The 24,844-nt window shown below is 70.6% G+C and carries 19 protein-coding genes; 4 read left to right on the forward strand and 15 right to left on the reverse strand.

Annotated elements, in window-relative coordinates:
• Positions 1–153: 153 nt before the first annotated feature.
• Both VGC13_RS10310 and hrpB read left to right on the forward strand, forming a co-directional pair.
• Positions 154–2,832: a BamA/TamA family outer membrane protein gene (locus VGC13_RS10310; protein ID WP_331125166.1), complete on the forward strand. Its 2,679-nt coding sequence runs from the start codon at positions 154–156 to the stop codon at positions 2,830–2,832.
• 377 nt (positions 2,833–3,209) lie between these two features.
• Complete coding sequence (gene hrpB / locus VGC13_RS10315; protein WP_331125167.1) at positions 3,210–5,711, forward strand: ATP-dependent helicase HrpB; 2,502 nt, start codon at positions 3,210–3,212, stop codon at positions 5,709–5,711.
• A gap of 480 nt (positions 5,712–6,191) precedes the next feature.
• On the opposite strand, the gene fbp is transcribed toward hrpB, so the two are convergent.
• From fbp to VGC13_RS10375, 12 genes are all read right to left on the reverse strand, one after another.
• Positions 6,192–7,247 (reverse strand): class 1 fructose-bisphosphatase, encoded by a 1,056-nt coding sequence (gene fbp, locus VGC13_RS10320; RefSeq protein WP_331125168.1) that lies wholly within the window; start codon positions 7,245–7,247, stop codon positions 6,192–6,194.
• Positions 7,244–7,642 (reverse strand): hypothetical protein, encoded by a 399-nt coding sequence (locus tag VGC13_RS10325; RefSeq protein WP_331125169.1) that lies wholly within the window; start codon positions 7,640–7,642, stop codon positions 7,244–7,246. Before VGC13_RS10325 ends, fbp begins: the two co-directional genes overlap by 4 nt.
• The gene (locus VGC13_RS10330; RefSeq protein ID WP_331125170.1) at positions 7,639–10,005 is read right to left on the reverse strand and encodes a DNA internalization-related competence protein ComEC/Rec2; all 2,367 of its coding nucleotides are present in this window, start codon (positions 10,003–10,005) and stop codon (positions 7,639–7,641) included. The genes VGC13_RS10325 and VGC13_RS10330 overlap by 4 nt, the downstream gene beginning before the upstream one ends.
• A 942-nt stretch (positions 10,006–10,947) precedes the next feature.
• Positions 10,948–12,270, reverse strand: a complete 1,323-nt coding sequence (locus VGC13_RS10335; protein WP_331125171.1) for a hypothetical protein — start codon at positions 12,268–12,270, stop codon at positions 10,948–10,950.
• Positions 12,271–12,629: 359 nt separating this feature from the next.
• A complete protein-coding gene (locus VGC13_RS10340; protein WP_331125172.1) occupies positions 12,630–12,875 on the reverse strand; it encodes a hypothetical protein in 246 nt (81 codons plus the stop codon).
• A gap of 177 nt (positions 12,876–13,052) precedes the next feature.
• Positions 13,053–13,274 carry a hypothetical protein gene (locus VGC13_RS10345; RefSeq protein WP_331125173.1) on the reverse strand — a complete coding sequence of 74 codons (222 nt, stop codon included), beginning with the start codon at positions 13,272–13,274 and terminating at the stop codon, positions 13,053–13,055.
• A 371-nt stretch (positions 13,275–13,645) separates the two neighbouring features.
• Positions 13,646–13,972 carry a hypothetical protein gene (locus VGC13_RS10350; protein ID WP_331125174.1) on the reverse strand — a complete coding sequence of 109 codons (327 nt, stop codon included), beginning with the start codon at positions 13,970–13,972 and terminating at the stop codon, positions 13,646–13,648.
• 492 nt (positions 13,973–14,464) lie between these two features.
• Positions 14,465–14,635 carry a hypothetical protein gene (locus VGC13_RS10355; RefSeq protein WP_331125175.1) on the reverse strand — a complete coding sequence of 57 codons (171 nt, stop codon included), beginning with the start codon at positions 14,633–14,635 and terminating at the stop codon, positions 14,465–14,467.
• Between the two features lie 662 nt (positions 14,636–15,297).
• A complete protein-coding gene (locus VGC13_RS10360; protein ID WP_331125176.1) occupies positions 15,298–15,675 on the reverse strand; it encodes a hypothetical protein in 378 nt (125 codons plus the stop codon).
• Positions 15,672–17,039: a tRNA (N6-isopentenyl adenosine(37)-C2)-methylthiotransferase MiaB gene (gene miaB, locus VGC13_RS10365; RefSeq protein WP_331125177.1), complete on the reverse strand. Its 1,368-nt coding sequence runs from the start codon at positions 17,037–17,039 to the stop codon at positions 15,672–15,674. Before miaB ends, VGC13_RS10360 begins: the two co-directional genes overlap by 4 nt.
• A gap of 160 nt (positions 17,040–17,199) precedes the next feature.
• A complete protein-coding gene (locus VGC13_RS10370) occupies positions 17,200–18,543 on the reverse strand; it encodes a hypothetical protein (RefSeq protein WP_331125178.1) in 1,344 nt (447 codons plus the stop codon).
• Positions 18,544–18,702: 159 nt separating this feature from the next.
• Positions 18,703–19,095, reverse strand: a complete 393-nt coding sequence (locus VGC13_RS10375; protein ID WP_331125179.1) for a hypothetical protein — start codon at positions 19,093–19,095, stop codon at positions 18,703–18,705.
• A gap of 535 nt (positions 19,096–19,630) precedes the next feature.
• Here VGC13_RS10375 and VGC13_RS10380 point away from each other — a divergent pair.
• Positions 19,631–20,077 carry a hypothetical protein gene (locus VGC13_RS10380; RefSeq protein ID WP_331125180.1) on the forward strand — a complete coding sequence of 149 codons (447 nt, stop codon included), beginning with the start codon at positions 19,631–19,633 and terminating at the stop codon, positions 20,075–20,077.
• A 226-nt stretch (positions 20,078–20,303) separates the two neighbouring features.
• Here VGC13_RS10380 and glyA read toward each other — a convergent pair whose 3' ends face one another.
• Entirely contained in the window at positions 20,304–21,554 is a 1,251-nt protein-coding gene (gene glyA / locus VGC13_RS10385; protein WP_331125181.1) for a serine hydroxymethyltransferase, read from the reverse strand.
• Between the two features lie 196 nt (positions 21,555–21,750).
• On the opposite strand from glyA, the gene VGC13_RS10390 reads away from it, so the two are divergent.
• Positions 21,751–22,041 (forward strand): hypothetical protein, encoded by a 291-nt coding sequence (locus VGC13_RS10390; protein ID WP_331125182.1) that lies wholly within the window; start codon positions 21,751–21,753, stop codon positions 22,039–22,041.
• Positions 22,042–22,193: 152 nt separating this feature from the next.
• Here the strand turns inward: VGC13_RS10390 and VGC13_RS10395 are convergent, their stop codons facing one another.
• Both VGC13_RS10395 and VGC13_RS10400 read right to left on the reverse strand, forming a co-directional pair.
• Complete coding sequence (locus VGC13_RS10395) at positions 22,194–23,276, reverse strand: carboxypeptidase-like regulatory domain-containing protein (protein ID WP_331125183.1); 1,083 nt, start codon at positions 23,274–23,276, stop codon at positions 22,194–22,196.
• Complete coding sequence (locus VGC13_RS10400; RefSeq protein ID WP_331125184.1) at positions 23,273–24,355, reverse strand: carboxypeptidase-like regulatory domain-containing protein; 1,083 nt, start codon at positions 24,353–24,355, stop codon at positions 23,273–23,275. Before VGC13_RS10400 ends, VGC13_RS10395 begins: the two co-directional genes overlap by 4 nt.
• Positions 24,356–24,844 lie beyond the last annotated feature (489 nt).

Raw genomic sequence — 24,844 nt, forward strand, 5'->3', positions numbered from 1 at the left:
TCCGTGATAAAGCCTTGTGATTCCGATGCTTGCATCCAGCGGCCGACGGCGGCATCATAACTGCACCCTCTGCTGCAACGTTTCTGATGCACCGGCTGTCGCGGGCCCGAGGTTTCCGGGGGTTTCGCGCGGCCGGCCCAACTTTTCAGGCCCATGCCGCGGATCTCCCGGGTTTTTCTTCTGCTGGTGCTGGCACACGCGGCGCTCGCCACGGCGGCGCGCGCGCAGGACTCGGTGACGGTGGTGGCGGGGCCGGAGTACCGCGCGGGACCTCTTCAGCAGTTCCTGTGGGGAGCGAACTACCGCGACCTGTGGACCCGCCCCGTGCGCGTGGAGGTGCTGGACCCCGACACCTTCGCGGGCGGGCTGACGCCCCTGCGCGTGGGCGGCGACTTCGCCAGCAACACGCTGCACCTGCTGGGCGCCGACGGACGCCGCTTCGTCTTCCGCTCCATCAACAAGAACGTTTCCAAGGGCCTTGGGCCCGAGTTCGCGGGCACCCTGGTGGAGTGGGTGGTGCAGGACCAGGTGAGCGCGTCGCACCCCGGCGCCCCCCGCCTGGCGCACCCGCTGCTGGCGGCCGCCGGCGTGCTGCACGCCGTCCCCCGCATGGTGGTGATGGCCGACCGCGCGTCGCTGGGCGCCTGCCGCCAGCGCTTCGCCGGGCTGGTGGGCCACATCGAGGAGCGCCCGGACGAGAACGACCCGGCGGAAGAGGGCGACGCCGCGGACGAGGACGACGTGGACGCCGGCGGTGACGAGCCCGGCCAGACCGGGGGCGAGGACGAGGCCCCGGCGGCGGACCCGCTCTCCGAGAGCTGCGGCGTCCCCACCCGCGAGGGGCGGATCGACGGGCCTGCGTTCGCGGGCGCCGACAAGGTGAAGGGAACGGACGAGTTCCTGGACGACCTGGAAGACGACCCCGCCAATCGGCTGGACAGCCGCGCCTACCTGACGGCGCGGCTGATGGACATCTACGTGGGCGACTGGGACCGCCACGAGGACCAGTGGCGGTGGGCGCGCTTCGACGACGGCGGCCTGCGCGTGTGGCGCCCCATCCCCCGCGACCGCGACAACGCCTTCGTCAAGCACGAGGGGCTGCTCCTTTCCATCGGCCGCGCGGCGTTCGTCCGCATGGTGCGCTTCGACGAGGAGTATCCCACCCTGACGGGGCTTACGGTGCAGGCCGAGCCGCTGGACCGGCGGCTGCTGCAGGACCTGCCGCGCGCCGCGTGGGACTCGGTGGCGGCCAGCCTGCGGGCGCGGCTCACCGACCGCGTCATCCAGAACGCCGTTCTGGCCCTCCCGGCGGAGTACCAGGCCGGCGAGCGCGAAGAGGCGTCGCGCATTCTCCGCGCCCGGCGCGAGGCGCTGCCCGTGGAGGCGGCGCGCTTCTACCGCCGCCTGGCGCTGAACGTGGACGTGCACGCCACCGACGCGGACGAGGTGGCCGTCATCGACCGCCGCCCGGACGGCTCGCTGGAGGTCACGCTCTTCGCCTCCCTCGACGACGCGCGCCGCCTGATGACGTACAACCGCGTCTTCGATCCGCAGGAGACGGACGACGTGCGGCTGCACCTGCAGGGCGGCGACGACCGGGCCATCGTGACGGGCCCGGGGCGCGGCGTGGGCATCCGCGTCATCGGCGGCGGGGGCGACGACGTGCTGGTGGATTCGTCGCGGCTCTCCGGCGTGGCCTTCTACGACCACCGCGGCGACAACCGCTTTACCCGCGGCCCGGCGACGCGGGTGGACACGCGCGACTGGGAGGCGCCGGTCGACACCTCCAGCATCACCGGCCAGCGCACGTACCGCGACTGGGGGTGGAGCTCGTCGCTGGCGTCGCCCATGGTGGACTGGAAGCGCCGGGCGGGGCCGGTGGTGGGGGTGGGGCCGGGGATCACCAAGTACGGGTTCCGCCGCCAGCCGCACGCGTGGGAGGCCCAGGGGCACGTGGGATGGGCGCCGCTGGAGACCCGCTTTTTGCTGGCGGCCAGCGGCAACCTGCACCCCGAGAACGCGCGCCACTGGTGGTCGGCCGAGGGATACGCGTCGCAGATGGAGACGGCGCGCTTCTTCGGCTTTGGCAACGACACGGACGACGACGTGTCGGGCGACCTGCGCGACACCTGGCTGCGGCAGGTGCGGCTGGAGGCGGCGCTGAACCTTCCGCTGGGCCGGCGCGGCCTGCTCGAGGTGGGCCCCGTGCTGCAGTGGACGGACCCGGAGGTGGTGTCCGGCAGCCGGCTCGACCTGCAGCGCCCGCTGGGCACCGGCTCGTTTGGCCAGTTCGGGCTGCGCGCCGAGGTGGAGCTCGACGGGCGCGACCTCCCCAACTTTCCGCGCCGCGGCTGGCGGCTGGAGACGGGCGGATCCGCCTGGCCGGCCGTGTGGGACGCGGAGGGCCCCTTCGGCGAGGCGCACGCCATGGCGGCGGCGTACCTGTCCGCCGGGGCGGGGCCGGTCCTGGCGGTGCGTGCGGGGGGCCGGCAGGTGTGGGGCGACTTTCCCTTTCACGAGGCGGCGTTCTTGGGCGGCAGCGCCACGCTGCGCGGCCACAGCGGCCAGCGCTTCGCCGGCGACCGGCTGGTCTTTGGCGGCGCCGAAGTGCGCCAGCCGCTCTTTCGCCTGAACCTGGGCGTGCGCGGCACCTTTGGCGTGCTGGCGCTGGCGGACGCGGGGCGGGTGTGGTACGAGGGGGATTCGGACGGGGGATGGCACACGGCCGTGGGCGGCGGCGTATTCTTTCACGCCATTGGCCAGTCCGTGTACGCGACCGTCGCCCAGGGGGAGCGGACCAGCTTCGACGTGGGCTTCGGGATGCCGTTCTGAGGTGAAGGGGTGAACGGGTGAACGGGTGAAGGGGTGATGGTGATCCGGCGGGCCTTACCCGGGAGCGAATGAATTCGCCGCGGGAAAATCGCAAAATCCGCCTGCGCGGATTGTGGCCGCCAGCGCGGAGCGCGGAGGCCAGCTACGAGAATTCCGACGGTAGATTCCTCAGTCGCGCGCCGGGTGTGGCGACAAGGACGGTCTGTCGCGGCGCTCCTTCGGAATGACAGATCGGAGGCGGCGGAAAGGAGCAGGTGAAGCCTCGCGCAGTTTGCGAGGCTTTCCGCTTTTGTTGCGGCGGCTTCAGCCGCTCCCGCGCGCCAGACGCGCAGGCTGTCCCCTGTAACCTGTCCCCTGTAACCTATCCCCTATTCCGCATGTCCACGCTCCCCATCGAATCCGCGCTCCCGGAGCTGAAGGCCGCACTCGCCGAGGCGGGCGCGGCGGTGCTGCAGGCGCCGCCGGGCGCGGGCAAGACCACGCGCGTGCCGCTGGCGCTGCTGGGCGAGCCCTGGCTGGCGGGGCGGCGCGTCGTGATGCTGGAGCCGCGGCGGCTGGCGGCGCGCGCGGCGGCGCGGCACATGGCGCGGTTGCGCGGCGAGGACGTGGGCGGCACGGTGGGCTACCGCGTGCGGATGGAAACGCGCGTGGGCCCCACCACGCGCATCGAGGTGGTGACCGAGGGCGTGCTGACGCGCATGCTGCAGTCCGATCCCGCGCTGGACGGCGTGGGGATCGTCATCTTCGACGAGTTCCACGAGCGCAGCCTGCACGCGGACCTGGGGCTGGCCCTCACCCTGGAATCGCGCTCGGTGCTCCGCGAAGACCTGCGCGTGCTGGTGATGAGCGCCACGCTGGACGGCGCCCCCATCGCCGCGCTGCTGGGGGATGCACCGGTCGTCACCAGCCAGGGCCGCGGCTTTCCGGTGGACGTCCGCTATCAGCCGGGCCGCATCGAGGGGCGGATGGAGCCGGCGGTGGCGCGAACCGTCCGGCAGGCGGTGGAATCGTCGGAAGGGGACGTGCTGGTCTTTCTTCCCGGCGCGGGCGAGATCCATCGCGTGGAAGAGATGCTGCGCGAGGGCGGGCTTCCGGCGGAGGTGCGGGTGATGCCGCTCTACGGCAACCTTCCCCAGCAGGCGCAGGACGAGGCCATCGCCCCCAGCCCGCCCGGCCGCCGCAAGGTCGTGCTGTCGACGTCGATTGCGGAAACCAGCCTGACCATCGAGGGCGTGCGCGTGGTGGTGGATTCGGGGATGATGCGCGTCCCCCGCTTTTCGCCGCGCACGGGGATGACGCGGCTGGAGACGGTGACGGTGTCGCGCGCCTCGTCGGAGCAGCGCTGCGGGCGCGCGGGCCGGGTGGCACCGGGGACCTGCTGGCGGATGTGGCCGGAGCACGCGCAGGCGGGGCTGGTGCCCCACGGCACGCCGGAGATCCTGGACGCGGACCTGGCGCCCCTCGCCCTGGAGCTGGCCGCGTGGGGCGTAGCCGATCCCGCGGAGCTGGCGTGGCTGGACCCGCCCCCCGCCGCCGCCTTCGGGCAGGCGCGCGAGCTGCTGGCGGAGCTGGGCGTACTGGACGCGGCCGGCTCCGTCACCCCCCACGGCCGCGCGATGGCGGAGCTGCCCCTGCACCCGCGCCTGGCCCACATGCTCCTGCGCGGGCGGGAGCTGGGCCTGGGCGGACTGGCGTGCGACCTGGCCGCGCTGCTGGGCGAGCGCGACGTCTTTCGCCGCGGCGACACGCCGGCGGACGCGGATCTGCGGCTGCGGCTGGAGGCGCTGCGCGACCTTGCCGCCAACCGCCGCGTCCGCGGCCCCGCCGACGTCGGCGCGCTGCGCCGCGTGCAGGCGGAGTCGCGCGAGTGGCGCCGCCGCCTGGCCCTCCGCGGTGAGGATGGCGATCCGTCCGCCGCCGGGCTGCTGCTGGCGCTGGCGTACCCGGACCGCATCGGCCAGCGGCGCGCGGGAAAGCCGGGCCGCTTTCTCCTGCGTAACGGCCGCGGCGCCTCGCTGGCGGAATCCGACTCGCTCGCGCCGTCCGCGTACATCGTCGCGCCGGAGCTGGATGGGCAGGGCCGCGACAGCCGCGTCTACCTGGCCGCGCCGGTGGAACTGGACGAGATCGAGCGCCACTTCGCCGACCAGATCGAGCGAGAGGACATAGTCGCATGGGATGCGGACGCGAAGGCCGTCCGCGCCCGCCGGCGGGAGCGGCTGGGCGCGCTGGTGCTGCACGACGGACATCTTCCCGATCCCGACCCGGACCTCGTCACCGCCGCGCTGCTGCGGGGGATCGCGAGCGAGGGGATCGGCGCGCTGGGATGGAGCAGGAGCGCCGCGCAGCTGCGGGAGCGCATCGCCTTTCTGCACCGGCACGATCCCTCGTGGCTGGACGTGTCGGACGCGGCGCTGGCGGCGGGGCTGGCGGAATGGCTGGGGCCGTACGTCTACGGGATGACCCGGCTGGAACAGGTGCAGCGGCTGGACCTGAACGACATCCTGCTGGGGATGCTGGGGTGGGAGCGCCGGACCGCGCTGGACGACCTGGCGCCGTCACACCTGCCGGTGCCCAGCGGCTCGCGCATCCCCATCGACTACGCGGATCCCGACGCGCCGGTTCTGGCGGCGCGGCTGCAGGAGCTGTTCGGGATGACGGAAACCCCGCGGATCGCCGGTGGGCGCGTGCCGCTCACCATCCACCTGCTCTCCCCCGCGCACCGCCCCGTCCAGGTTACGCGCGACCTGGCCAGCTTCTGGAAGACGGGCTACTTCGACGTAAAGAAGGACCTCAAGGGCCGCTATCCCAAACACTACTGGCCCGACGACCCGCTCCAGGCCCAGGCCACCTCACGCGTGCGCCCCCGGCCGGTGTAGAGGCGCGTGTCGAACCGCCACGGGACGGGCCAAAGCCGCCGCGGGTTTCAACCCGGTTGAAACCCGCGGCTAGAAAGGCCATAAGCCCCGCCCAAGGCTCGCAAAGCTCGCCAGGCGGGGCTTCAACCGCTCGCGTAGGCCGGGCTCACGCCTCGTCGACGAGCGTTGGCGCGCATGTCACTCCAGGCGCGCCGGCCCCTGATGACCCGAGCAGGTGAAGCCCGGTTTGGCGAGCTTTGCGAGCCAAGACCGGGCTTATGGCCTTTCCAGCCCCGGGTTTCAACCCGGGGACCTCAACCCGGGGACCTCAACCCGGGGACCTCCAACCCGGGGACCTCATATCAACCCGGGGACCTCAAACCCGGGGACCTCCAACCCGGGGCGGGTCCAACCCGCGGTCGTCCGGCGACACCACCCATCCCCAAACGGAAGCGCCCGCCCCGAAACCGGAGCGGGCGCCATCCCCGTTCACCCGTTCACCTACACCCCCGCCGCCACCGCCTCGATCGACAGCGCCTCCGCCCCCACCCGTCCGCCGGCCAGGAACTGCTCCGCCAACTCCACGTGCTCGCGCGTGCCGATGTACAGCGGCGTGCGCTGGTGCAGCGAATCGGGGACGATGTCGTTGATCTTGCGGAAGCCGTCCGACGCGCGGCCGCCCGCCTGCTCGGCGATCATGGCCAGCGGCGCCGCCTCGTACAGCAGCCGCAGCTTGCCGTTGCGGTTCTTGTGGTCGGCCGGGTACATGAAGAAGCCGCCGTACAGCAGGTTGCGGTGAAAGTCAGCCACCAGCGACCCGATGTAGCGCGCGCTGAACGGCCTGGGGTTCTGCCCGTCGGCGCCCTTCAGGTGGTCCACCAGCGCGCGCTGCTCGGGCGACCACTTGTTGTAGTTGCCCTCGTTGACGCTGTAGATGCGCTGCCCTTTTTCGGGGATGCGGATGTTGGGGTGCGAAAGCAGGAACTCGCCGATGGACGGCTCCAGCGTAAAGCCGTGCACCCCGTTGCCGGTGGTGTACACCAGCATGGTCGACGAGCCGTACACCACGTACCCCGCCGCCACCTGCTTGTAGCCCGGCTGCAGGCAGTCTTCGGCGCAGCCGCGCTCGTGGTCGCTGATCTTGCGGTGCACGCTGAAGATGGTGCCCACCGACACGTTGGCCTCGATGTTCGACGACCCGTCCAGCGGGTCGAAGAGCACGCAGTACTTGCCCGTGGGAAAGCGGTCGGGGATGGGGATGAAGTCCTCGACCTCTTCCGACGCCATGCCGCACAGGTGCCCCGTGTGGTCCAGCGCCTTGAAGATCACCTCGTGGGCGAACTCGTCCAGCTTCTTGACCTCTTCGCCCTGCACGTTCACTTCGCCGGTGTAGCCCAGCACGTCGGCCAGCCCGGCGCGGCGCACCTCCCGGGCAATCATCTTGGCCGCGAAGGCGATGTCGTACATGATGTTGGAGAACGCGCCCGTTGCCTCGGGAAACTGGCGCTCCGCCTCGATGATGTGCCGCTCGATGGTAACGACGGACCTCTGGCTCACAATGGCCTCGGGGGTACGGATTGGTGTTTTCGGGCGGCGTACTCCCGCTGCCGCGCGTATGCGTCCTGCTCGTACGGGTTCTGCCGATACCCGTGCCTGAACCACTCCGCGCAGTACTTCAGCGCAAAAAGCGGGTCCTTCTCCCACTGCTCCACGTGCACCAGCTCGTGCACCAGCAGGTCGTCCGTCAGCGTCTGGCCCTCGTTGCACAGAATGGTGTGCCCCAGCGTCACCGCGCCGGCCGGACGGCGGCTGCCGCCCATGAACACCCCGCCGAGGGCCGGGATCAGCCGGCTGCGCCGCACCACCACCCCCGGCGGCACCGGGTGCGGCAGCTCGTCGTCGGGAATGCGCGCGCCCAGCACGCGGTCCGCCAGCGCGGCCAGCAGGCTCACGGCTCCACCCTGTGCCACTGGGCTCCCCCCGGCTCCACGTCGATGCGCACCGTCCCCTCCTGGTCCGTCCGCGCCACCGGGATCCCCCGCGCCCCCAGCCGCGCCAGCACCTCGGCGTGCGGGTGGCCGTAGTCGTTGCGCACCCCGGCGCTGACGACGGCCAGGTCGGGATCCACCGTGTCCAGGAACGCGCCGGACGACGCGGTGCGGCTTCCGTGGTGCCCGGCCTTCAGCACGTCGGCCCGCAGGGCGGCGCCGTAGCGGGCGGCCAGCCGCGCCTCCACCTCCGACGGCGCGTCGCCCGTCAGCAGCGCGGAAAAGCCGCCATAGCGCACCAGTACCACCGCGCTAATTTCGTTAGGATCGGCGGGGGCGTCAAGAGCGTCCACGGTGGGCCACAGGAACAGCAGTTCCACGCCGTCGATTTGCAACTTGCGGTCCTGACGGGCCGCATTCCACTCGATTCCCCGCTCCGCTGCTACACGAAGCGTCTCCAGGTACACCGGCGTCCCCATCGGCATCCCGGGGTCGATCACCCGCCCCACCGGCACCGCGCGCATCACCGCCGCCGCGCCGCCCACGTGGTCCGCGTGGGGATGGGTGAGCACCAGCGCCTCGACGCGCGTTGCCCCGCGGGCGCGGAGGAACGGGAGCACGCGCCGCTCGCCGGCGTCCCACCCGTCGTCGCGCTCCCCCGCGTCCACCAGGATCCACCGCCCCCCCGGCGTCCGCAGCGCGACGGCGTCCCCCTGCCCCACGTCGATGAAGGCGATCTCCAGCCCGGCCCCCGCCGAACCGGCCAGCGGCAGCAGCAGGAACGCCGCCGCGGCGCACATCCCCGCCACCGCCCAGCGCACCCGGTCGCGCATCCGCCCGGCGGCGTCCAGGACCAGGAGAAAGACCACGGCCGTGGCGGCCCACGCCCACCACCGCGGCCGCGCCACCGCCGCGTGCCCTCCGGGAACGCGGATCGCCACGTCCACGACGGCGTTCAGCAGGTCCAGCGCCAGCCCCGCCCCGTCCGCCAGCAGGTGCGCCAGCGGCGGCGCCACCGGCTCCGTCGCCGCCGCCGCGCCGATGCCGACCAGCGCCAGGCTGGTCAGCGGAATGGCGGGAAGGTTGGCGATGATCGACACCGGCGCCACCTGCCCGAAGTGGTGCGCCACGATCGGCGCCGTGGTCACGAACGCGGCGATGCTCACCACGGCCGATTCCGTCAGCCAGCGCGCGGCGGGGTGCGTCCGCAGGGCCTTGGGCACGCGCTCCAGCATCGCCCCGCGCAGCAGGATGATCCCCAGCACGCCGGCGAACGACAGCTGAAAGCCCACGTCCAGCGCCGCCATGGGCTGCACGGCCAGGATCGCCAGCGCCGCCGCGGCGACGATGGGGAGCGTGGCGGAGGGCCGCTGCAGCACCGTGGCGATCAGCGCCAGCGCCAGCATGATCCCCGAGCGCATGGCGGACGGCGGCGCGCCGATCACGGCCAGGTACAGGGTGATGAGGACGATGGTCAGCCACGCCACCCGGTCGCGTGACAGCCGCAGCATCCGCCCGATCAGCACGAACACGGCGCCCATCAGCGCCACGTGCGTCCCGCTGATGGCCAGCAGGTGCACCAGCCCCGTCTGCGCAAAGCGGTCGCTGAGCTCTCGGTCCAGCGTCTCGCGGCGGCCCAGCAGCAGCGCGTCCGCCAGCGGTCCGTGGCGCCCCATCAGCCGGTGCAGCTGCCGCTCCGTCCGCCCGCGCGTGGTCAGCAGCGGGTGCGCACGGTAGCCGGGCTTCGCCGCCACCTGCATCGAATCCACCGACACGTATCCGGTGAAGCCGGGATCGCGCGGCCAGCCGCTCCCCAGCACGGGCCGCGGCAGCGTCCGCCATCGTCCCCGCAGCACCAGCTCCGTCCCCGCCAGGGCCGTGTCGGAGCCCCGCGGCAGGCGCACGCGCACGCCGCCCGCGCATCCCGCGATCCCCTGCCCCGCCGTCATGACGGACGACGCGTCCACCGGCAGCAGCGGCCGCCGCGCCCTGGGATCCGCGGGCGGATTCCAGTTGGCGCCCAGCGCGCCGCGAACCGTCAGCTCCGTGCCCTCCGCGAAGTGCACGCGGCAGTCCCCTTCGGCGCGGACGCGGGCCCCGGCGCCGTGCCCCGCGCCCGCCGCCGCCATCGCCCCCAGCAGCAGCAGGCGGACGGAATCGGCACGGATTCGCTCGCCGATCAGCCTGCGGTGCAGCCACGGCGCAAGCAGAAGCGGCACCGCCGCGAGGGCAGTGCCGCCTGTGACCCAATCCACGCGCAATCCGAAGAGCAGCCCCGCAACGAACGCCAGAAAGGCCGATACGAGCGGGAGTGCCAGCTGCGTCACGCGTCCGGGGCTCGGGTGGACGAGAGTGCGGAAGCTCTCAGTCTAACGCGTCCTCGCGCCGAATGTGTAGCCGCGACCCGCCACCGCGTGGACAGGTTTATCCAGAGCCGAAATCCCGCAGCGGGTTACGCGATCAGAGAGTCATCCTGACTCGCGCGATCCGCGACGCGTCCTGCCGCGTGCCATCAGCAGTAGTAAGTACCGACCTCCTCCGGAGAACGGCGAGCTATCCGCTACGCCATCTCTTCAGCCGCGATCTCGGGCTCGTGACAATGGTACTGTCAGCAGTAGTAAGTCCTAGGGCCGAGGCACATGCACGTGTCATAGCAAGTGCCGGGGCACGATAGACCGCAGGTACCGTAATCGATAGCGCAGGTATTGTCGACGCACGAGGCCCGGCACGAGGCGTTGCACGTGGGGCCGCAGCCTATATCAGCCTCGCAGGTGCCGTTGCAACTCGCGTCGCAGGTGGGGCAGCCGGGACACGTGCACTGCGTATAGCACGTGCACTGCTCGCCGAAGACCGTACCCTTCGCCTTCTGCGGCGCCGTGGTGTCGAAGCTATCGATGTTCAGCTCGTCGAGTTGCAGCTTGAGCTTCCGCATGTGGCCCTCTCCTGTGGTGAATGGATGGATGGATGCCAATGCGAAGCCGGTCGCGTGGATCCGCGCACGAATGCTCCCTGAGCTGCCACCGCAGTGAAACGCGAGCACCCCCGAAACGGCTTCGCGACAGAGGTAGCATTCAATGACGCGAAACGCAACGACTCTGCGAGAGCGGTGCGATCCCCGCATTACGTTGGACGGCCCATTCCCGCAGAGCCTTGCTGGGGCCGGCGGCTGCGACACCGCGGCGGAGAGGCCGGGCGTATGCGCGGAAAAACGGACCGGCCGCCGCGCTGGGGAGCGCGGCGGCCGGCCTTCAAGGCGTGCCGGACGGCGGTCAGATGCTGAAGACCGTCTGGCTGCGCAGCCAGAAGTAGGTCTGCGCGTCGGCGGCCACCTGGATGGTCACGCTGTTCTGCCCCGCCTGCGTGCTCTCGCGGGCCACGTAGAACCAGCTGGGCTGGTAGTCGTAGCCGCCGCCGGGCACCGTGTAGTTGCTGGCGATGGTCTGCCCGTTGATGGACAGCGTGACCGGCGAGTAGCCGTCCTGGCTGCCGTTGCGCGACACCAGCCCCACGAAGTCGATCAGCAGCGGCGTGGGGGCCGACAGCGGGAACGACACCGTGAAGCGCCCGTTGTTGCCGATGCGCAGGTGGTCGTCCTGGAACCAGCCGTCGTTCTGCGTGATCTGCACGCCCGTGGCCGTGGCCGGGTACACCGACACGTCCGCCGTGCCCACCAGGTTGAAGAACGCCAGCTCCGTCACGTCCAGCCGGTACAGCCAGAAGTACGTCTGCGCGTTGGCCGCCACCTGGATGGCCGCGCTGTTGCTGCCGGGGCGCAGCATGGAGGTGGGCACCACGAACACCGCCTGCTCCGGGTTGTAGCCGCCGCCCGACACCGTGACGTTGGCCGCCAGCGTCTGCCCGTTCACGGTGATGGTGATGGGCGAGAAGCCGTCCTGGCCGCCGTTGCGCGACACCAGCCCGGTCACCGACAGCAGCACCTGGTCGCGCGGCGCGCCCACGTACTGCAGGTCGAAGCTCACGGCCAGCTGCTGGTTGTTGCCGTAGCGCCAGTGGTCGTTCTGAAAGCCGCCCTGGTTGGCGGTGATGGCCATTCCCGTGGTGACCGGCGGGTCCTTGGTCATGTCGGCCGACATCACCCGGGTGTACGGGCTCACCGTCACGCCCATCTCGTACAGCCAGAAGTAGCTCTGGGCGTCGGAGCCCACCTGCACCGTGTAGCTGTTGCGCCCCGCCTGCAGCAGCTCCACCGGCACCGGAAACGACACCTCGGTGGGATTGTAGCCGCCGCCGGGAACGGTGTAGTGCGACACGATGGTCTGCCCGTTCACCGACAGGCTGATGGGCGAGTAGCCGTCCTGCGAGCCCAGGCGCGAAACCAGCCCCACCAGCCGCACCGACAGGCTGCGGGGAAGCGGCTCGGCCAGGTCGAAGCCCACGCTGACCGCCTGGTTGTTGCCCAGGATCTCGTGGTCGTTCACGAAGGTGCCGTCGTTGCGCAGAATGCTCAGCCCCGTGGCCTGGGGCGGGCTCACCCTGAAGTTGACGGTGCCCACGCTGACGGGCGAGCCCGGCTGCGCGTCGGCGAACAGCTTCAGGGCGGGTACGGCGGTGGTGGTGTCCGTGGTGCTCATGATGCCTCCGGGGGTAATGGGGGTGGTCTGCTGAAGGAACTTCCCGGCGAAGCTCTTGTGTTCGTTCACGCGCCGGGCACCCCGGGACGGGGCAACCGGTGGACCAGACGCCCGCAAAACTTCATCTCATTGTTTTCCAATGACTTGTGATTCACCACGCCACCGGCGGTGCATCGGAGTGCTGCAACGGAGCGATACACAGGAGCAACCCCCTATGACAGCCGGGCCGGGGTCGCCCCGCGGCCGGGCCATGAAAACGGCGCCGTCCCCAGGGGAACGGCGCCGCTGTTTTCCGCACGGCGTGCACGGCGGGAGACGTCAGCGGGGCGGCACCTTCGATGCCGTCCCCGGCCCGCGGCTCAGCAATAGATGCAGAACCGCTCCCCTTCGCGCACGGTCGCGAAGCCGGGACACGTCTGGTAGTCGCAGGTGTGCAGAGACACGCAGTTGTAGCCGCAGGTCTCCTCGCACGACTGGTAGCACGTGTCGCACTGCGTATAGCAGGTGCACTGCTCGCCGAACACGGTTCCCTTCTCCTTGCGCGCCGCGTTCGTCTCGAAGGTGTCTACCCGCAGGTCGTCCAGCTGCAGCTTGAGCTTTTGCATGGGTCCTCCTCAAGGGATGGGGAACGGATCCGCCAGCGTACTCCACGCCGGCGTACGATCCGGGCGCAGGGCGGTCGCCCGCGCCCGGAACACTGCGATTACTCCATGGCGGTGCAGTCGGCCCGGCCGCGCAGATACACGGCGACACCCAGGCAGATGCAGCCCGCCAGCACCCTTTCACGATTCCGCGCCGGTCCGTGAGATCGGGATGGTGTCGATCACGATTCCATCTTCAGGCTCTCGGCGTCCGGTGCCGAAGGTGGTCACGTGGCCTTTACAGCAGCTCAGCAGACGGGCGGCGCAGCAGGAGGCGTCCTCATGGATCGACTCCACCGCACCCTCCTTCACGCGCAGCACCAGTTCCTCAACGCGGCCTTCCGGTAATGCGATGACGAGCACCGGGTGTGCATCGAGTCTACACCCGGAACGTTCAGAACCAGTCATCTCTGCCACTTTTTGCCGAGCCATGCCATCGACACGCAAAATGGGCCGTCCCGTGACGGCCCGTTTGTCGTCAAACGCAACGACGCATCGAGAGCATTCGGTTGTTCGCGTTCCCCGCCGAAGAAAACATTTCGCCGCAGAGCCTTCTCGGGCCGGCGGAAGCGGCACCGCGGAGAGGCCTGGATGTATGCATAGAGGGCGGACCGGCCGCCGCGCTGGGGAGCGCGGCGGCCGGTATTCATGCGTGTCAGACGGCGATCAGGACTGGCGGCCGCTACCCCCGGGCGCCGTGCAGCGGGCGCGGACAGCGGGAACGCCACCGCCCATTACACGGGCTGGCAATCGACGCAGAAATGCATGGGACTCTGCGCCGTGGGACAGGTCTGGCCGTTGCACGATGCCTCGTACGTGCAGTCACAGCTGTAGTCGCAACTGCCATAGCACGAGGCATCGCAGGTGGCTCCGCAGGTGCCGTTGCAGCTGGCGTCGCAGCTGCCATTACAGCTGGCGTAGCAGGTGGGGCAGCCCGGACACGTGCACTGGGTGTAGCAGGTGCACTGCTCGCCGAACACCGTCCCCTTCAACTTCGCCGGCGTGGTGGTGTCGAAGCTGTCCACCATCAGGTCTTCCAGCTGCAGCTTGAGCTTGTTCATCCCGTCCTCCGTGATGCGGTGAGAAGAAGAAGGGTGTAGGCCAACCGGCTCACCCCGAAGCCGGGCCGGTGCGGTCCGGCCCGCCATGCGGGTGCACGGCGGATCGCCGCACGCGCACCCCGCCACCATCCTTCATCATCGAAACCAGCGTGCAGATCCCACGGGTGCGGCAGGCCCCCGCGTCCAGGATACCCGGATGGGCAGCAGCCCGAGCGTGTCCACGCCCTCGGAAAATGACGGGGCCGAGGCGTGCCTGACGACGTTCGTTTGATGCAGGAGACGGCTTGAAATGGTTGCCATGGGTTGACGCAGGATTTGCGCCCGTTGGCGTCTCAGTGGATGCAGATGATCCCGAAAGGCAAAAGATCTTGACTCACGCGAGGAAGCAGAGGAAGCGGAGGAAACCACTCTGTTTCCTCTGCTTCCTCTGCGTGAGACGGTCTTTTGCCGTGGCGGTGAAAACGGATGCTTGCTTCGGTGCGGCCGCGGCCCTTACGCCGGGGGCGCGCCGGTGCAGTCCGGGCCCGCCGTGCAGATGCAGGGCGGCGCAAAGCAGATGCAGTACTGCGGATCCTTTACGGTTTCACGGGACTCCCCGGGCTCCGCGATGGTGTGGAACGACTCCACCATCAGGTTCTCGGCCTTCAGCTTGAACTTGTTCATTCCTGGCTCCGGTCGGTGAGGTGCTCTGGAGTTCGGGCGGAGCATGAATCTGCCAGAATTTCCTTTTTCCGACAAGAGGAGAGCACATCCAGGAACGGAGACGGGCCGCTCCGGGGGGAGCGGCCCGCCAGGCCCGCCGGAGCGCCTCGTCTCCGGCGGGGATGCAGCCGGACAGGGCCAGTGCCGGAGCGGTGCGGCGGGGCACCAGCAGCAGACAGTAGATTTCTCAGTCGGCGCGCCGGATTTCGTGCGAGTCGATGGTGCGGTGTGGCGCCTCCTTCGAAATGACAGACCGGCGCGACCGCAGCGGATTCTTGAACACACTCTCAGAGCGTGTTGCCAACCCTCGCCCTGCGATTGACTTCCTGAGGGAGGCGCCGCTACGCAACCTGCGGGTACGATGGACTTTTGGCGCCGACCGAAGGATCTCGCCGGCAGAACCGAGGGGCCGGCTGCCGAGGCCGGAGGACAGTCCTTCGCGAAGGCGGACGAGATCCTTCGGTCGCGCGCAGGCGGTCGTGTGGCTTCTGGTTACGCGTGGTACGCTCCCTCAGGAAGTCACCGCTTCGGCTGGGAATAGGCGCGCTCCCGCCGACAAAGAAAAAGGCCGCGCCCCCTTTGAAAGAGGGAGCGCGGCCTTTGGCGGGCAGGCCCGGACCGCTTCAGGCGGCAGGGTCTTCGTCGTATCGCACGTAGATGTCGGTGCGGTCGTCCGCCGCCGCGGGTTCGGGGCGCTCGGGCGCCTGCTGCGGCCGCTGCCACTCGGGCTCGGCCGGCGCGGCGGCGGCGGGGGGCGCGGGCAGGTCCAGGATGCCGCGGGCGCGCAGCTCGTCGCGCAGGCGCCGGTCCTGCCGCAGGCTCAACAGCAGCATCGACAGCATCCCCGCCAGAAAGGCCAGGAACAGCACCACCGTCAGCGGCGCCCGGTAGAACGTGGCGATCCCCACGTCCAGCGCCACCCGCTCGCCGCGGTTGAACCACGCGAGCGCCGCCGCAAAGACCGTCACCGCGGCGGCGGGAAGCCAGCGGGGTGCCGTCATGCCGCCGCCAGCGCGTGGAACAGCTCACCCGAAAAGGTGGCGCCGCTGGTGGACTCCAGCCGCACCTCGGCAAAGCTGCCGATCAGCTCCGCCGGCCCCTCGAAGGTGACCACCTTGTTCCCCTCGGTGCGCCCCTGCAGGCCGCCCCGGCGCCCTTCCTTCTCCACCAGCACCTCCTCTACGCGCCCCACCTCCGAGGCGTAGATCTGGGCCTGGATGGCGCGGTGCGTCTCGATCAGGCGCTCCAGCCGCGCCTGGCCCACCTCGTCCGGCACGAACTGGTCGCGCGGCAGGCGGGTGGCCGGGGTGCCGTCGCGCTCGCTGTACTTGTACAGGAACGCGTCGTCGTAGCGCACCGTGCGCATCAGCTGCAGCGTTCCTTCGTACTCCTCGTCCGTCTCGCCCGGAAAGGCCACGATGACGTCGGTGGAGAGCGCGATGTGGGGCATGGCCTCGCGCACCCATTCGATCTTCTCCAGGTACTCCTCGACCGTGTAGCGCCGCAGCATGCGCTTGAGCGTGCGGTTGTGGCCGCTCTGCACGGGCAGGTGCAGCTGCTTGCAGACGGCGGGCTCGGTGGCCATCACCTCCACCAGCGCGCGGGTAAAGTCGTTGGGATGGGGAGAGGTGAAGCGCACCCGGCGAATTCCGTCCACCCGCGCCACCTCGCGCAGCAGACGGGGAAAGTTCCACCCGCCGTGCTCGTACGAGTTCACCGTCTGCCCCAGCAGCGTCACCTCGGGCACGCCGTCCCGCGCCAGCGCCCGCACCTCGTCCAGGATGGCGAGCGGGTCGCGGTTCTTTTCGTCGCCGCGCACGTAGGGGACGATGCAGTAGGTGCAGCGGTAGTTGCACCCGCGCTGGATGGGCACCCACGCGCTCACCGCCGAGATGCGCTTTGCCGCCACCCCCTCGTAGTTCTCGTGCGGGTCGAAGCCCAGCACGGTGAGCCCCCGCGGCTGCTGCGGCGCGTGCGTGCCAAAGGCCAGCGGCAGCGCCGGGCGCGGGGTGCGCTTCGCCCCCACCTCGGCCAGCTTGTCCGGCAGCTGGCGGTAGGCGTCGGGCCCCATCACCAGGTCCACGCCGCCGGCGCGGCCCAGCAGGCTTTCGCCCATGCGCTGCGCCATGCACCCGGTCACGCCGATGAGCGCGCCCTCGCGGCGGTACTGCTGCAGCTGCCCCACGCGGCCAATCACGCGCTGCTCCGCGTGGTCGCGAATGGCGCAGGTGTTCACCAGGATGACGTCGGCGTCGTCGGGCTTGTCGGTGGCGACGAACCCCTGCTCCGCCAGGATGCCGGCCATCAGCTCGCTGTCGCTGATGTTCATCTGGCAGCCGTAGGTTTCGATGTATGCTCGCTTCATGGCAGGCACTGCGTTTTGTCCGGTCGGGGGCAAGACCGTGCGCATACACCGCAGCCGCCCGGCGGTTCGCCGCACGGGGGTCCGGCGGGGTGGAAACACGCCGGGCCACTCGTCGCGGAGGGGCCCGTGCGCCGCGGCCACGGTGGGCGCCGGGCGCCTGCTACTCCTTCACCGGGTCCACCGGCGCCGGGGTGGGATGGCCGGTGCCATTGCCGGCCGGCCGACCCAGCGAGCCGTACATGCTGCGGCCCCAGCAGTTGACGGAGCCCTCTGTGGTGATGCCGCAGGCACTCTCGGTGGTGAGCGCGAGCCGGGTGTACCGCGCCGTGCCCGTGACCCTCGCGGGGGTGGGCTCGGACCCGCGCGGCGGCTGCCCCGGGATCCCGTCCCCGTTCTGCCCGTAGGCAGGAAAGGAGCCGGCCCAGCAGTACGCGGCGCCGTCCTGGGCCACTCCGCACAGGTAGTCGGCGTTGATCCCGGCGAGCCCCGGGTTCCCCATCGCGAACGACTGCAGGCGCAGCCCGGGAAAGACGCGGCGGACCTGGGGCGTGCCCCGTCCCGTTCCGGCGAAGTACCCCCAGCAGTACAGCTCGCCGCCCGTGGTCAGGCCGCACGAGGCGCCGATGCTCACCCTGACGTCGGTGAAGGTGTGGCCGCCCTGCACCGCCACGGGAACCGGCGAGCAGGCAACGGGAACGGGCTCCGCCTGGGCGTTGTACCCCGTGCAGCTGCTCATGGCCGCCGCGGTTCCCAGCTGTCCCCCCTGGTTGCCTCCCCAGCAGTAGGCGGCGCCGTCCACGGCAAGCCCGCAGCTGTGCACCCATCCCGCGGCGATCTTTCGAAAGCGCAGCCCGCCGGCCACCGGCTGGGGCGCACTCCACGATGCATCCTCGTCGTGCGACCCCGTCCCCAGGCGCTTCTGCGTGTTGCGGCCCCAGCAGTAGCCCTCACCCGCCTCCGTCACGCCGCACGCGTACATGGACGTGGCGAAGGGGACCACGGCAATGTCCAGGCTGGCCCAGCGGTGACCGCCCGCCACCGGCACGGGGGTAACGTTGCACGGCTGGCCCTCGGGCCAGCAGGACGCGGCCCCGGAGGTGCCCAGCACGCCCCCGGTGGGCCCCCAGCACAGCGCGGTTCCGTCGGCGCGAATGCCGCACGTGGCGTCGCCGCCCGCCACGAGGGAGCGGTAGCGGTGGCCGCCGGCCACCGTGCGCGGCACCTGGCTGCACGCGGTTTCGCTTCCCACCGGAAGCCCGTCCACGCAGCTCTCCAGCCCCTCGAAGGCGTGGCCGGTGGATGCGGAGCGGGCGTCGCCCCAGCACACGGCGAGGGAATCGGCATCCAGGGCGCAGACGTGGTACTCGCCCGCGGCGATCTGCGTCGCCTTCAGCACGGCCGGTTCGGTCTTCTTGCCGCCGGAGCCGAAGGGGTTGTCGCAGGCGGCGGACGCGAGAACCAGGCACAGCAGTGCCGCGGCGCGGCGGGCGTATCGGGCGATCATGGAATGGATTGCGTCAGGGGAAACGAGCCGAGGGCCTTCAAGGTAACCGTTTCCGCACGCTCGTGGAATCCGTCGCCCCCGGCGCCGCGCGCTCGCTGGGGGTCATCCGCTTCCGGCCCCGCGGCTTCGACGTTTGCTTCCGGCGGGAAAGCAGGCAGCTCATAACCGATCCTGAAAAAGAATGATCGTACAGAGGAACAGAGTCAGACAGAGAAAGCGAGCTGAAGCATCATCCTGGTCCTCCGACTCTATCCGGTCGGCGCCGGCCACCCGCGTGGGCGCGGGCTCGGTTCCCCGGTACCGCGCCGGGCCACCATCCCCGGTTTCGCCGCGCGAAGGGCTGGTGCCGGCCCAGCAGCAGGCGGCTCCGTCCCTGGCCACCACGCACAGGTAGTCCTCCCGCGACGCCATCACCTGCGCCAGCGCAAACGAGGCGACCTCCAGGCTGGCGAACACGCGCCGCGGCCGCGGAGTGCCGATGTCGGCGCCGTCGAATCCACCCCAGCAGTACAGCTCGCCGCCCCCGGTCAGCCCGCAGGTGGCGCCGAGCAAACCCGGGGTGCGGGGGTGGCCGCAAAAAGAGGGAGACAGGGAGGTCCCGCCGTTTCTGTCTTTTTACCTCCGCGCCTCCATTCGTACATCACTCCGTGGAGTTCCAGGAGAGATTTGCGTCCGGGACACCCTCCCGGGACGCCCGGCCAGGCGCGGAGGTGCGGCGGAGCCGCCCGCCGAAAATGTCCCGGATGTGGCGCAACAGTCCCAATTCGCCCTATCCGTTCACGGACGCGAGTGGAGCCCCCCATCTGACAAGTGCTTCGTGTATCACGGCTTACCGAATGGACCGCACCTTTGTCGACGGTGGCGTGCCCATTGCCAGAGAGGCCCGCGAGGTCCAATGATACCCGGCACGCCCCATCGTCTTTCTCTCGAGAGCATCTGCATGGTTCCGGACACCGATCCCATGATCCGCCAGCACGCACCGGCCAACCCGCCGTCCGTAGTCGCCACCGCCGCACGGAATGCGGAGCCGGCCCCGCATTCTCATCCCGGGCCTTCCGATGGAACGGATTCACCGCGCGGCACGTGGGTGTACGGGGCGGGAATCTTTCTGCTGGGCGTGATGTGTGCCGAGCCCACCAGCCGCGGCACCGAGGGGGCCGCCGGCGTGTTTGGCGGCGGGCTGGGAATGCTGGGGGTGGGGTTTGCGGTTTCCTCGCTGTTCCTGGGCTGGCGGCCGTCCACGCGGCGGATGATTCCCGCCGGCGCGTTCGCCGTCGCGCTGGCGGCGTTTGCGGCCCCCCGCACCACCGACACGGCCGCAAGGCTGTCGAGCTTCGCCGAACAGGCCTCGCGCCCGCAGACGGCGGAGCAGATCGGGGCGCTCGATCTCGCGGACGAGGCCAGGGCGCGGGAGCGCGTGGGTGGCGAATGGCTGCGCGACTTCACCCGCATGTTCGCCACCGAAGCCGAAGCGCCGCCCGCGGCCCCCGCCACGCCCGCCCCCGGCGCCGCCAACGCACTCCGCAGGTCGTAGCTCCGCGGATCGTGGACGCAACGAAGAACGGCCCCGCATCCCGCGAGGCCGTTCTTCCGTTTGCGATCCTGCCGCCGAATCCTGAATCGTCCGCAATCCGATGCAGCCCGAAGCACAGCCCGCTGTAACCTGTCCCCTGTAACCTGTCCCCTGTAACCTGTCCCCTGTCCCCTGTCCCCTGTAACCTGTCCCCTGTAACCTGTCCCCTGTAACCTGTCCCCTCTCCCTACGTCCGAGCCCACTCCCCGTACAGCGGAAACCGCCCGCACAGCTCGCGCACTTCGCCGCGCACCGCGTCCGCCACGTCCTCGTCGGCGGGGGCCTGGATCACGCGGTCGATGAAGCCGGCGATGTCGCGCATCTCGGCCTCGCCCAGGCCGCGCGTGGTGAGCGCCGGCGTGCCGATGCGCACGCCACTGGTGACGAACGGGCTTTCCGTCTCGCCCGGCACCGTGTTCTTGTTGACGGTGATGCCGGCGTGGTCCAGCGCCTTCTCGGCCACCTTGCCCGTGACTCCCTTGCTGCGCAGGTCCACCAGCAGCAGGTGGTTGTCCGTGCCGCCCGAGACGAGCGTAAAGCCGCGCTCCGCCAGCGCCTCGCCCAGGGCGCGCGCGTTGGCGATCACCCGGCCGCTGTAGTCGCTGAACTCCGGCCGCAGCGCCTCGGCGAACGCCACCGCCTTGGCCGCGATCACGTGCATCAGCGGCCCGCCCTGGATCCCGGGGAAGATCTGCTTGTCGATGGCCTTGGCGTGCTCCTCCGTGCAGAGGATGAGCCCCCCGCGGGGCCCGCGCAGCGTCTTGTGCGTGGTGCTGGTCACCACCTCCGCATGGGGCACGGGGTTGGGATGATGCCCCGTGGCCACCAGCCCCGCGATGTGGGCCATGTCCACCACCAGCCGCGCCCCGCACTCCTTCGCGATCTCGCCAAAGGTCTCGAAGTCGATCTGCCGGGGGTACGCGCTGGCCCCGGCGACGATCACCCTGGGCCGCACCTTCATGGCCTGGTCGCGCAGCGCCGCGTAGTCGATGCGGTGGTCGTCGGGGCGCACGCCGTAGGCGACCACGTTGTACAGCCGGCCGCTGAAGTTGACCGGCGAGCCGTGCGTAAGGTGGCCGCCCTCGGACAGGTTCATTCCCAGCAGCGTGTCGCCGGGCTCCATCAGCGCAAAGTACACGGCCATGTTGGCCTGCGCGCCGCTGTGGGGCTGCACGTTGGCGTGCTCGGCGCCAAACAGGCGCAGCAGCCGCTCGCGCGCCAGGCTTTCCACCTCGTCCACCACCTCGCAGCCGCCGTAGTAGCGCTTGCCGGGGTAGCCTTCGGCGTACTTGTTGGTGAGCACGGAGCCCATGGCCTGCAGCACCGCCTGCGAGACGAAGTTCTCGGAGGCGATCATCTCCAGCTGGTGCTCCTGGCGTTCGGCCTCGGCCACCAGCAGGCGGTGGATGTCGGCGTCGTTCTGCTTCAGCGCGTCCATGTTGATCCGGCGGCTCGGTACTGGGTGTGCGGGAGCCCCGAAACTACCCCCCCGCCCCGCCGGTGTCCACTGCGCCGCTCCCTCCGGCTCTGGCGGACGCATCCGATCGCCTTTGCGGCGCGTGACTTGCGGGATAGGCGGACAAACGCCTGTTACGGTGGCACCTGCAGGCACGCACTCTACGCGGAGACGACCGATGACGCATTTTCCCCGTATGGGCGCGCTGGCGCTCGTCGTGGCGCTTTCGACCGCCGCCTGCTCCGAGGGCAACCGGCGCCCCGTGAGCTATCCGGGCAGCGCGCGTCCCAGCGTGGGCCAGCGCGACGGCAGCGGAAACGGCAACAGCGCCAAGCCCAACAAGAACCGGGACCGCCGCGACGAGACCCGCTGCAACGCCGGGAACGGCAATGGCAACGGAAACGGCCGGTGCCGCAACGGAGGTGGCAACGGGAATGGGAACGGCAACCGCGGGCGCGGCAACCCGTAAACGCGCTTCCCCCGGGCTCCGTCCGAGTCACCCCAAAGATCATTCTCACCCAGAGGCCGCAGAGGCCACAGAGTTTTTTCTCTGTGGCCTCTGCGGCCTCTGGGTGAGAATCGTCTTTTGCTGGAGCCGGTCTGCGGCGTGATCCCTCCCGGCTAGCGCACCTGGGTCCAGACCACCACCACGCCGCAGTAGGGGTCGTCCAGCGGGGGAAACTCGCCGGGAGCGCCGGACGGGGACGTGTAGACCTCCACGGCGGCCATGCTCTGGCCGTTCACCAGCTGGTCCAGCAGAAATCCCCCCCGCATGCTGATCCGCTGCCCGTCCACGTACAGGTTGGGAACGCAGCGCGCCCCGCCGCCGAACACCCGCCCGCGCGCCGGAAGGGTGATGATGCGGTCGAACGTGGACTCGGGCCCGGCCTGCACCTGCACCATGGGCACCTGCTGCAGCACGTCGCTGGCGTAGAACGCGTTGATCCGCTCGATCTGCTCCGGACCCAGGTAGCGGCCAAAGGGCTGCCGCTCGCGGCGCCACTCGAAGCCCGCCAGCTGGTGGTCGCGCATCACCTGGCGCGAGGCCGCCACCACCGTCAGCGGCGCCAGCAGCACCGACCGGGTGGAAAGCCGCAGCTCCACCTGCACGGTGTCGTCCGGCATCAACGTGATGCGGCGGGCGGTGGCGCGCTGGTAGCCGGCCCGCTCCGCCCGCAGCAGGTAGCCGCCCGCGCCGGGAACGCGCAGGTTGAACCATCCCTCCGCGTCCGCCTCCGCCCGTCCCACGCGCAGCTCGCGCATGTTCATCAGCGTGACCCGGGCGCCGGCGACCGGCTCGCCCGTCTCGTCGTCCAGCACCCGCCCGTAGATCCCCTGGCGGCGGTGTGCATCGGCCACGGTGGGCGCCAGCACCACCGGATCGGCCGCCATCCGCACCTCCACCGCCACCGTCTCGCCCGCCGTCAGCGGCACGGGGCGGGTGAGGGTGCCGCGCAGCCCCACGCGGTCCGCCCGCAGCCGGTACTCGCCCGCCTCGGGCGCCCGCAGGCTGAAGGACCCGCTGGAGTCGGTCACCACGTTCGCGACGGACACGCCCGCGGTGTCCAGCAGCTGCACCTGCGCGCCGGCGACGGGCTGCTGCGCCTGTGACTCCGTCACGCGCCCCTCGACGGACTGCGCCGCCGCGGGCGCGCAGGCGAAGATCGCCGCCAGGACCGCCGCGCGCGGCCTCGAACAGGTCATATGCGGGTCCAGAGTACGACAACCCCGCAGAACGGGTTGTCCAGGGGGGGAAACTCGCCGGGGGCGCCGTTGGGCGATGTGTAGACCTCGACGGCCGCCAGGTTGCTGCCGTTGACCATCTGGTCCATCGTGAGCCCTTCGCTCAGCCGGGTGCGCTGGCCGTCGACGTACAGGTTGGGCACGCAGCGCGCGCCGGCCGCCAGCCCCCGGCCGCGCTGCGGCAGGGTGACCACGCGGTCGGTGGACCCGGGAACGCTGGTCACCTGCACCATCGCCACCTGCTGCAGCGCGTCGGAGGCGTTGAACGGGTTGATCCGCTCGATGTCCTCGGGCCCCATGTAGCGGCCAAAGGGCTGCTGCGAGCGCCGCCACTCGAAGCTGGCCAGCTGGTGGTCGCGCAGCACCTGGCGCGAAGCGGCCACCACGGTCAGCGGCGCCAGCAGCACCGAGCGGGTGGAAAGCCGCAGCTCCACCCGCACCGAGTCGTCGGGCATCACGGTGATGCGGCGGGCGGTGGCGCGCTGGTAGCCCGTGCGCTCCGCCCGCAGCAGGTATCCGTCCGCCGCCGGCACGCGCAGGTGAAACCACCCGGCCGAATCGGCCTGCGCGCTCCCCGCGCGGTTCTCACGCATGTCCAGCAGCGTCACCTGCGCGCCGGGAAGCGGCTCGCCGGTTTCGTCATCCAGCACCTGACCGTAGATGCCCTGGCGCCGGTAGGGGCCGGGGGCGGCGGTGTCCATCACCACCGGCTCGGGCGCCATCCGCACCTCCACCGCCACCGTCTCGCCCGCCGCCAGCGGAACGGCGCGGGTCAGGGTGCTGCGCAGCCCCACGCGGTCGGTCCGCAGCCGGTACTCGCCCGCTTCCGGCGCCCGCAGGATGAAGGCGCCGCCGGAGTCCGTCACCACGTCCGCGACGGACACGCCCGCCGTGTCCAGCAGCTGCACCTGCGCCCCGGCCACGGCCTGCTGCGCCAGCGACTCGGTCACGCGCCCCTCGATGGACTGCGCGGCGGCGGGGCCCGCGCGGAACAGCGTGGCCAGCGCCACGCCCGCGGCGATCTTCATCCAAAGAGTCATGATGCGATCCGGGTCCGGATGACGATGGCGCCGCACGGGGAATGGTCCAGCGCCATGGATTCGGCGGGGATGCTACGCGCCATGGAGGCCGTCCGAAAGAGAGCCGACGGAAGGAAAACCCGGATTCGCAAAAGCAAAACGGACGCCACTGACGCCCGTCTGCTTCATCTTTTTGTGCAGCAACTGTTTGCGGAGCCCGTCAGGAACGAAGCACGTGCGGCTGTGCCCGAAATCGGGTACAGTGCTGCGGCGGGGAGTGGACAGGGACGAAGTGCGTGAGTGCGGTAGTGCGTGAGTGCGGTAGGAAAACGAAGAGGACGTGATGAGGATTTCCCATCGCGTCCTCCTGCCGTCTTGCTGCAGCGAGGCAGAGTACGGAGTGTCCGGCGCCGCACTCCCGCACTCCCGCACTCCCGCACTCCCGCACTCCCGCACTCCCGCACTCCCGCACTCCCGCACTCCCGCACTCCCGCACTCCCGCACTCCCGC

Origin of the sequence: Longimicrobium sp. (assembly GCF_036399255.1) — a bacterium.
Classification (GTDB): Bacteria; Gemmatimonadota; Gemmatimonadetes; order Longimicrobiales; family Longimicrobiaceae; genus Longimicrobium.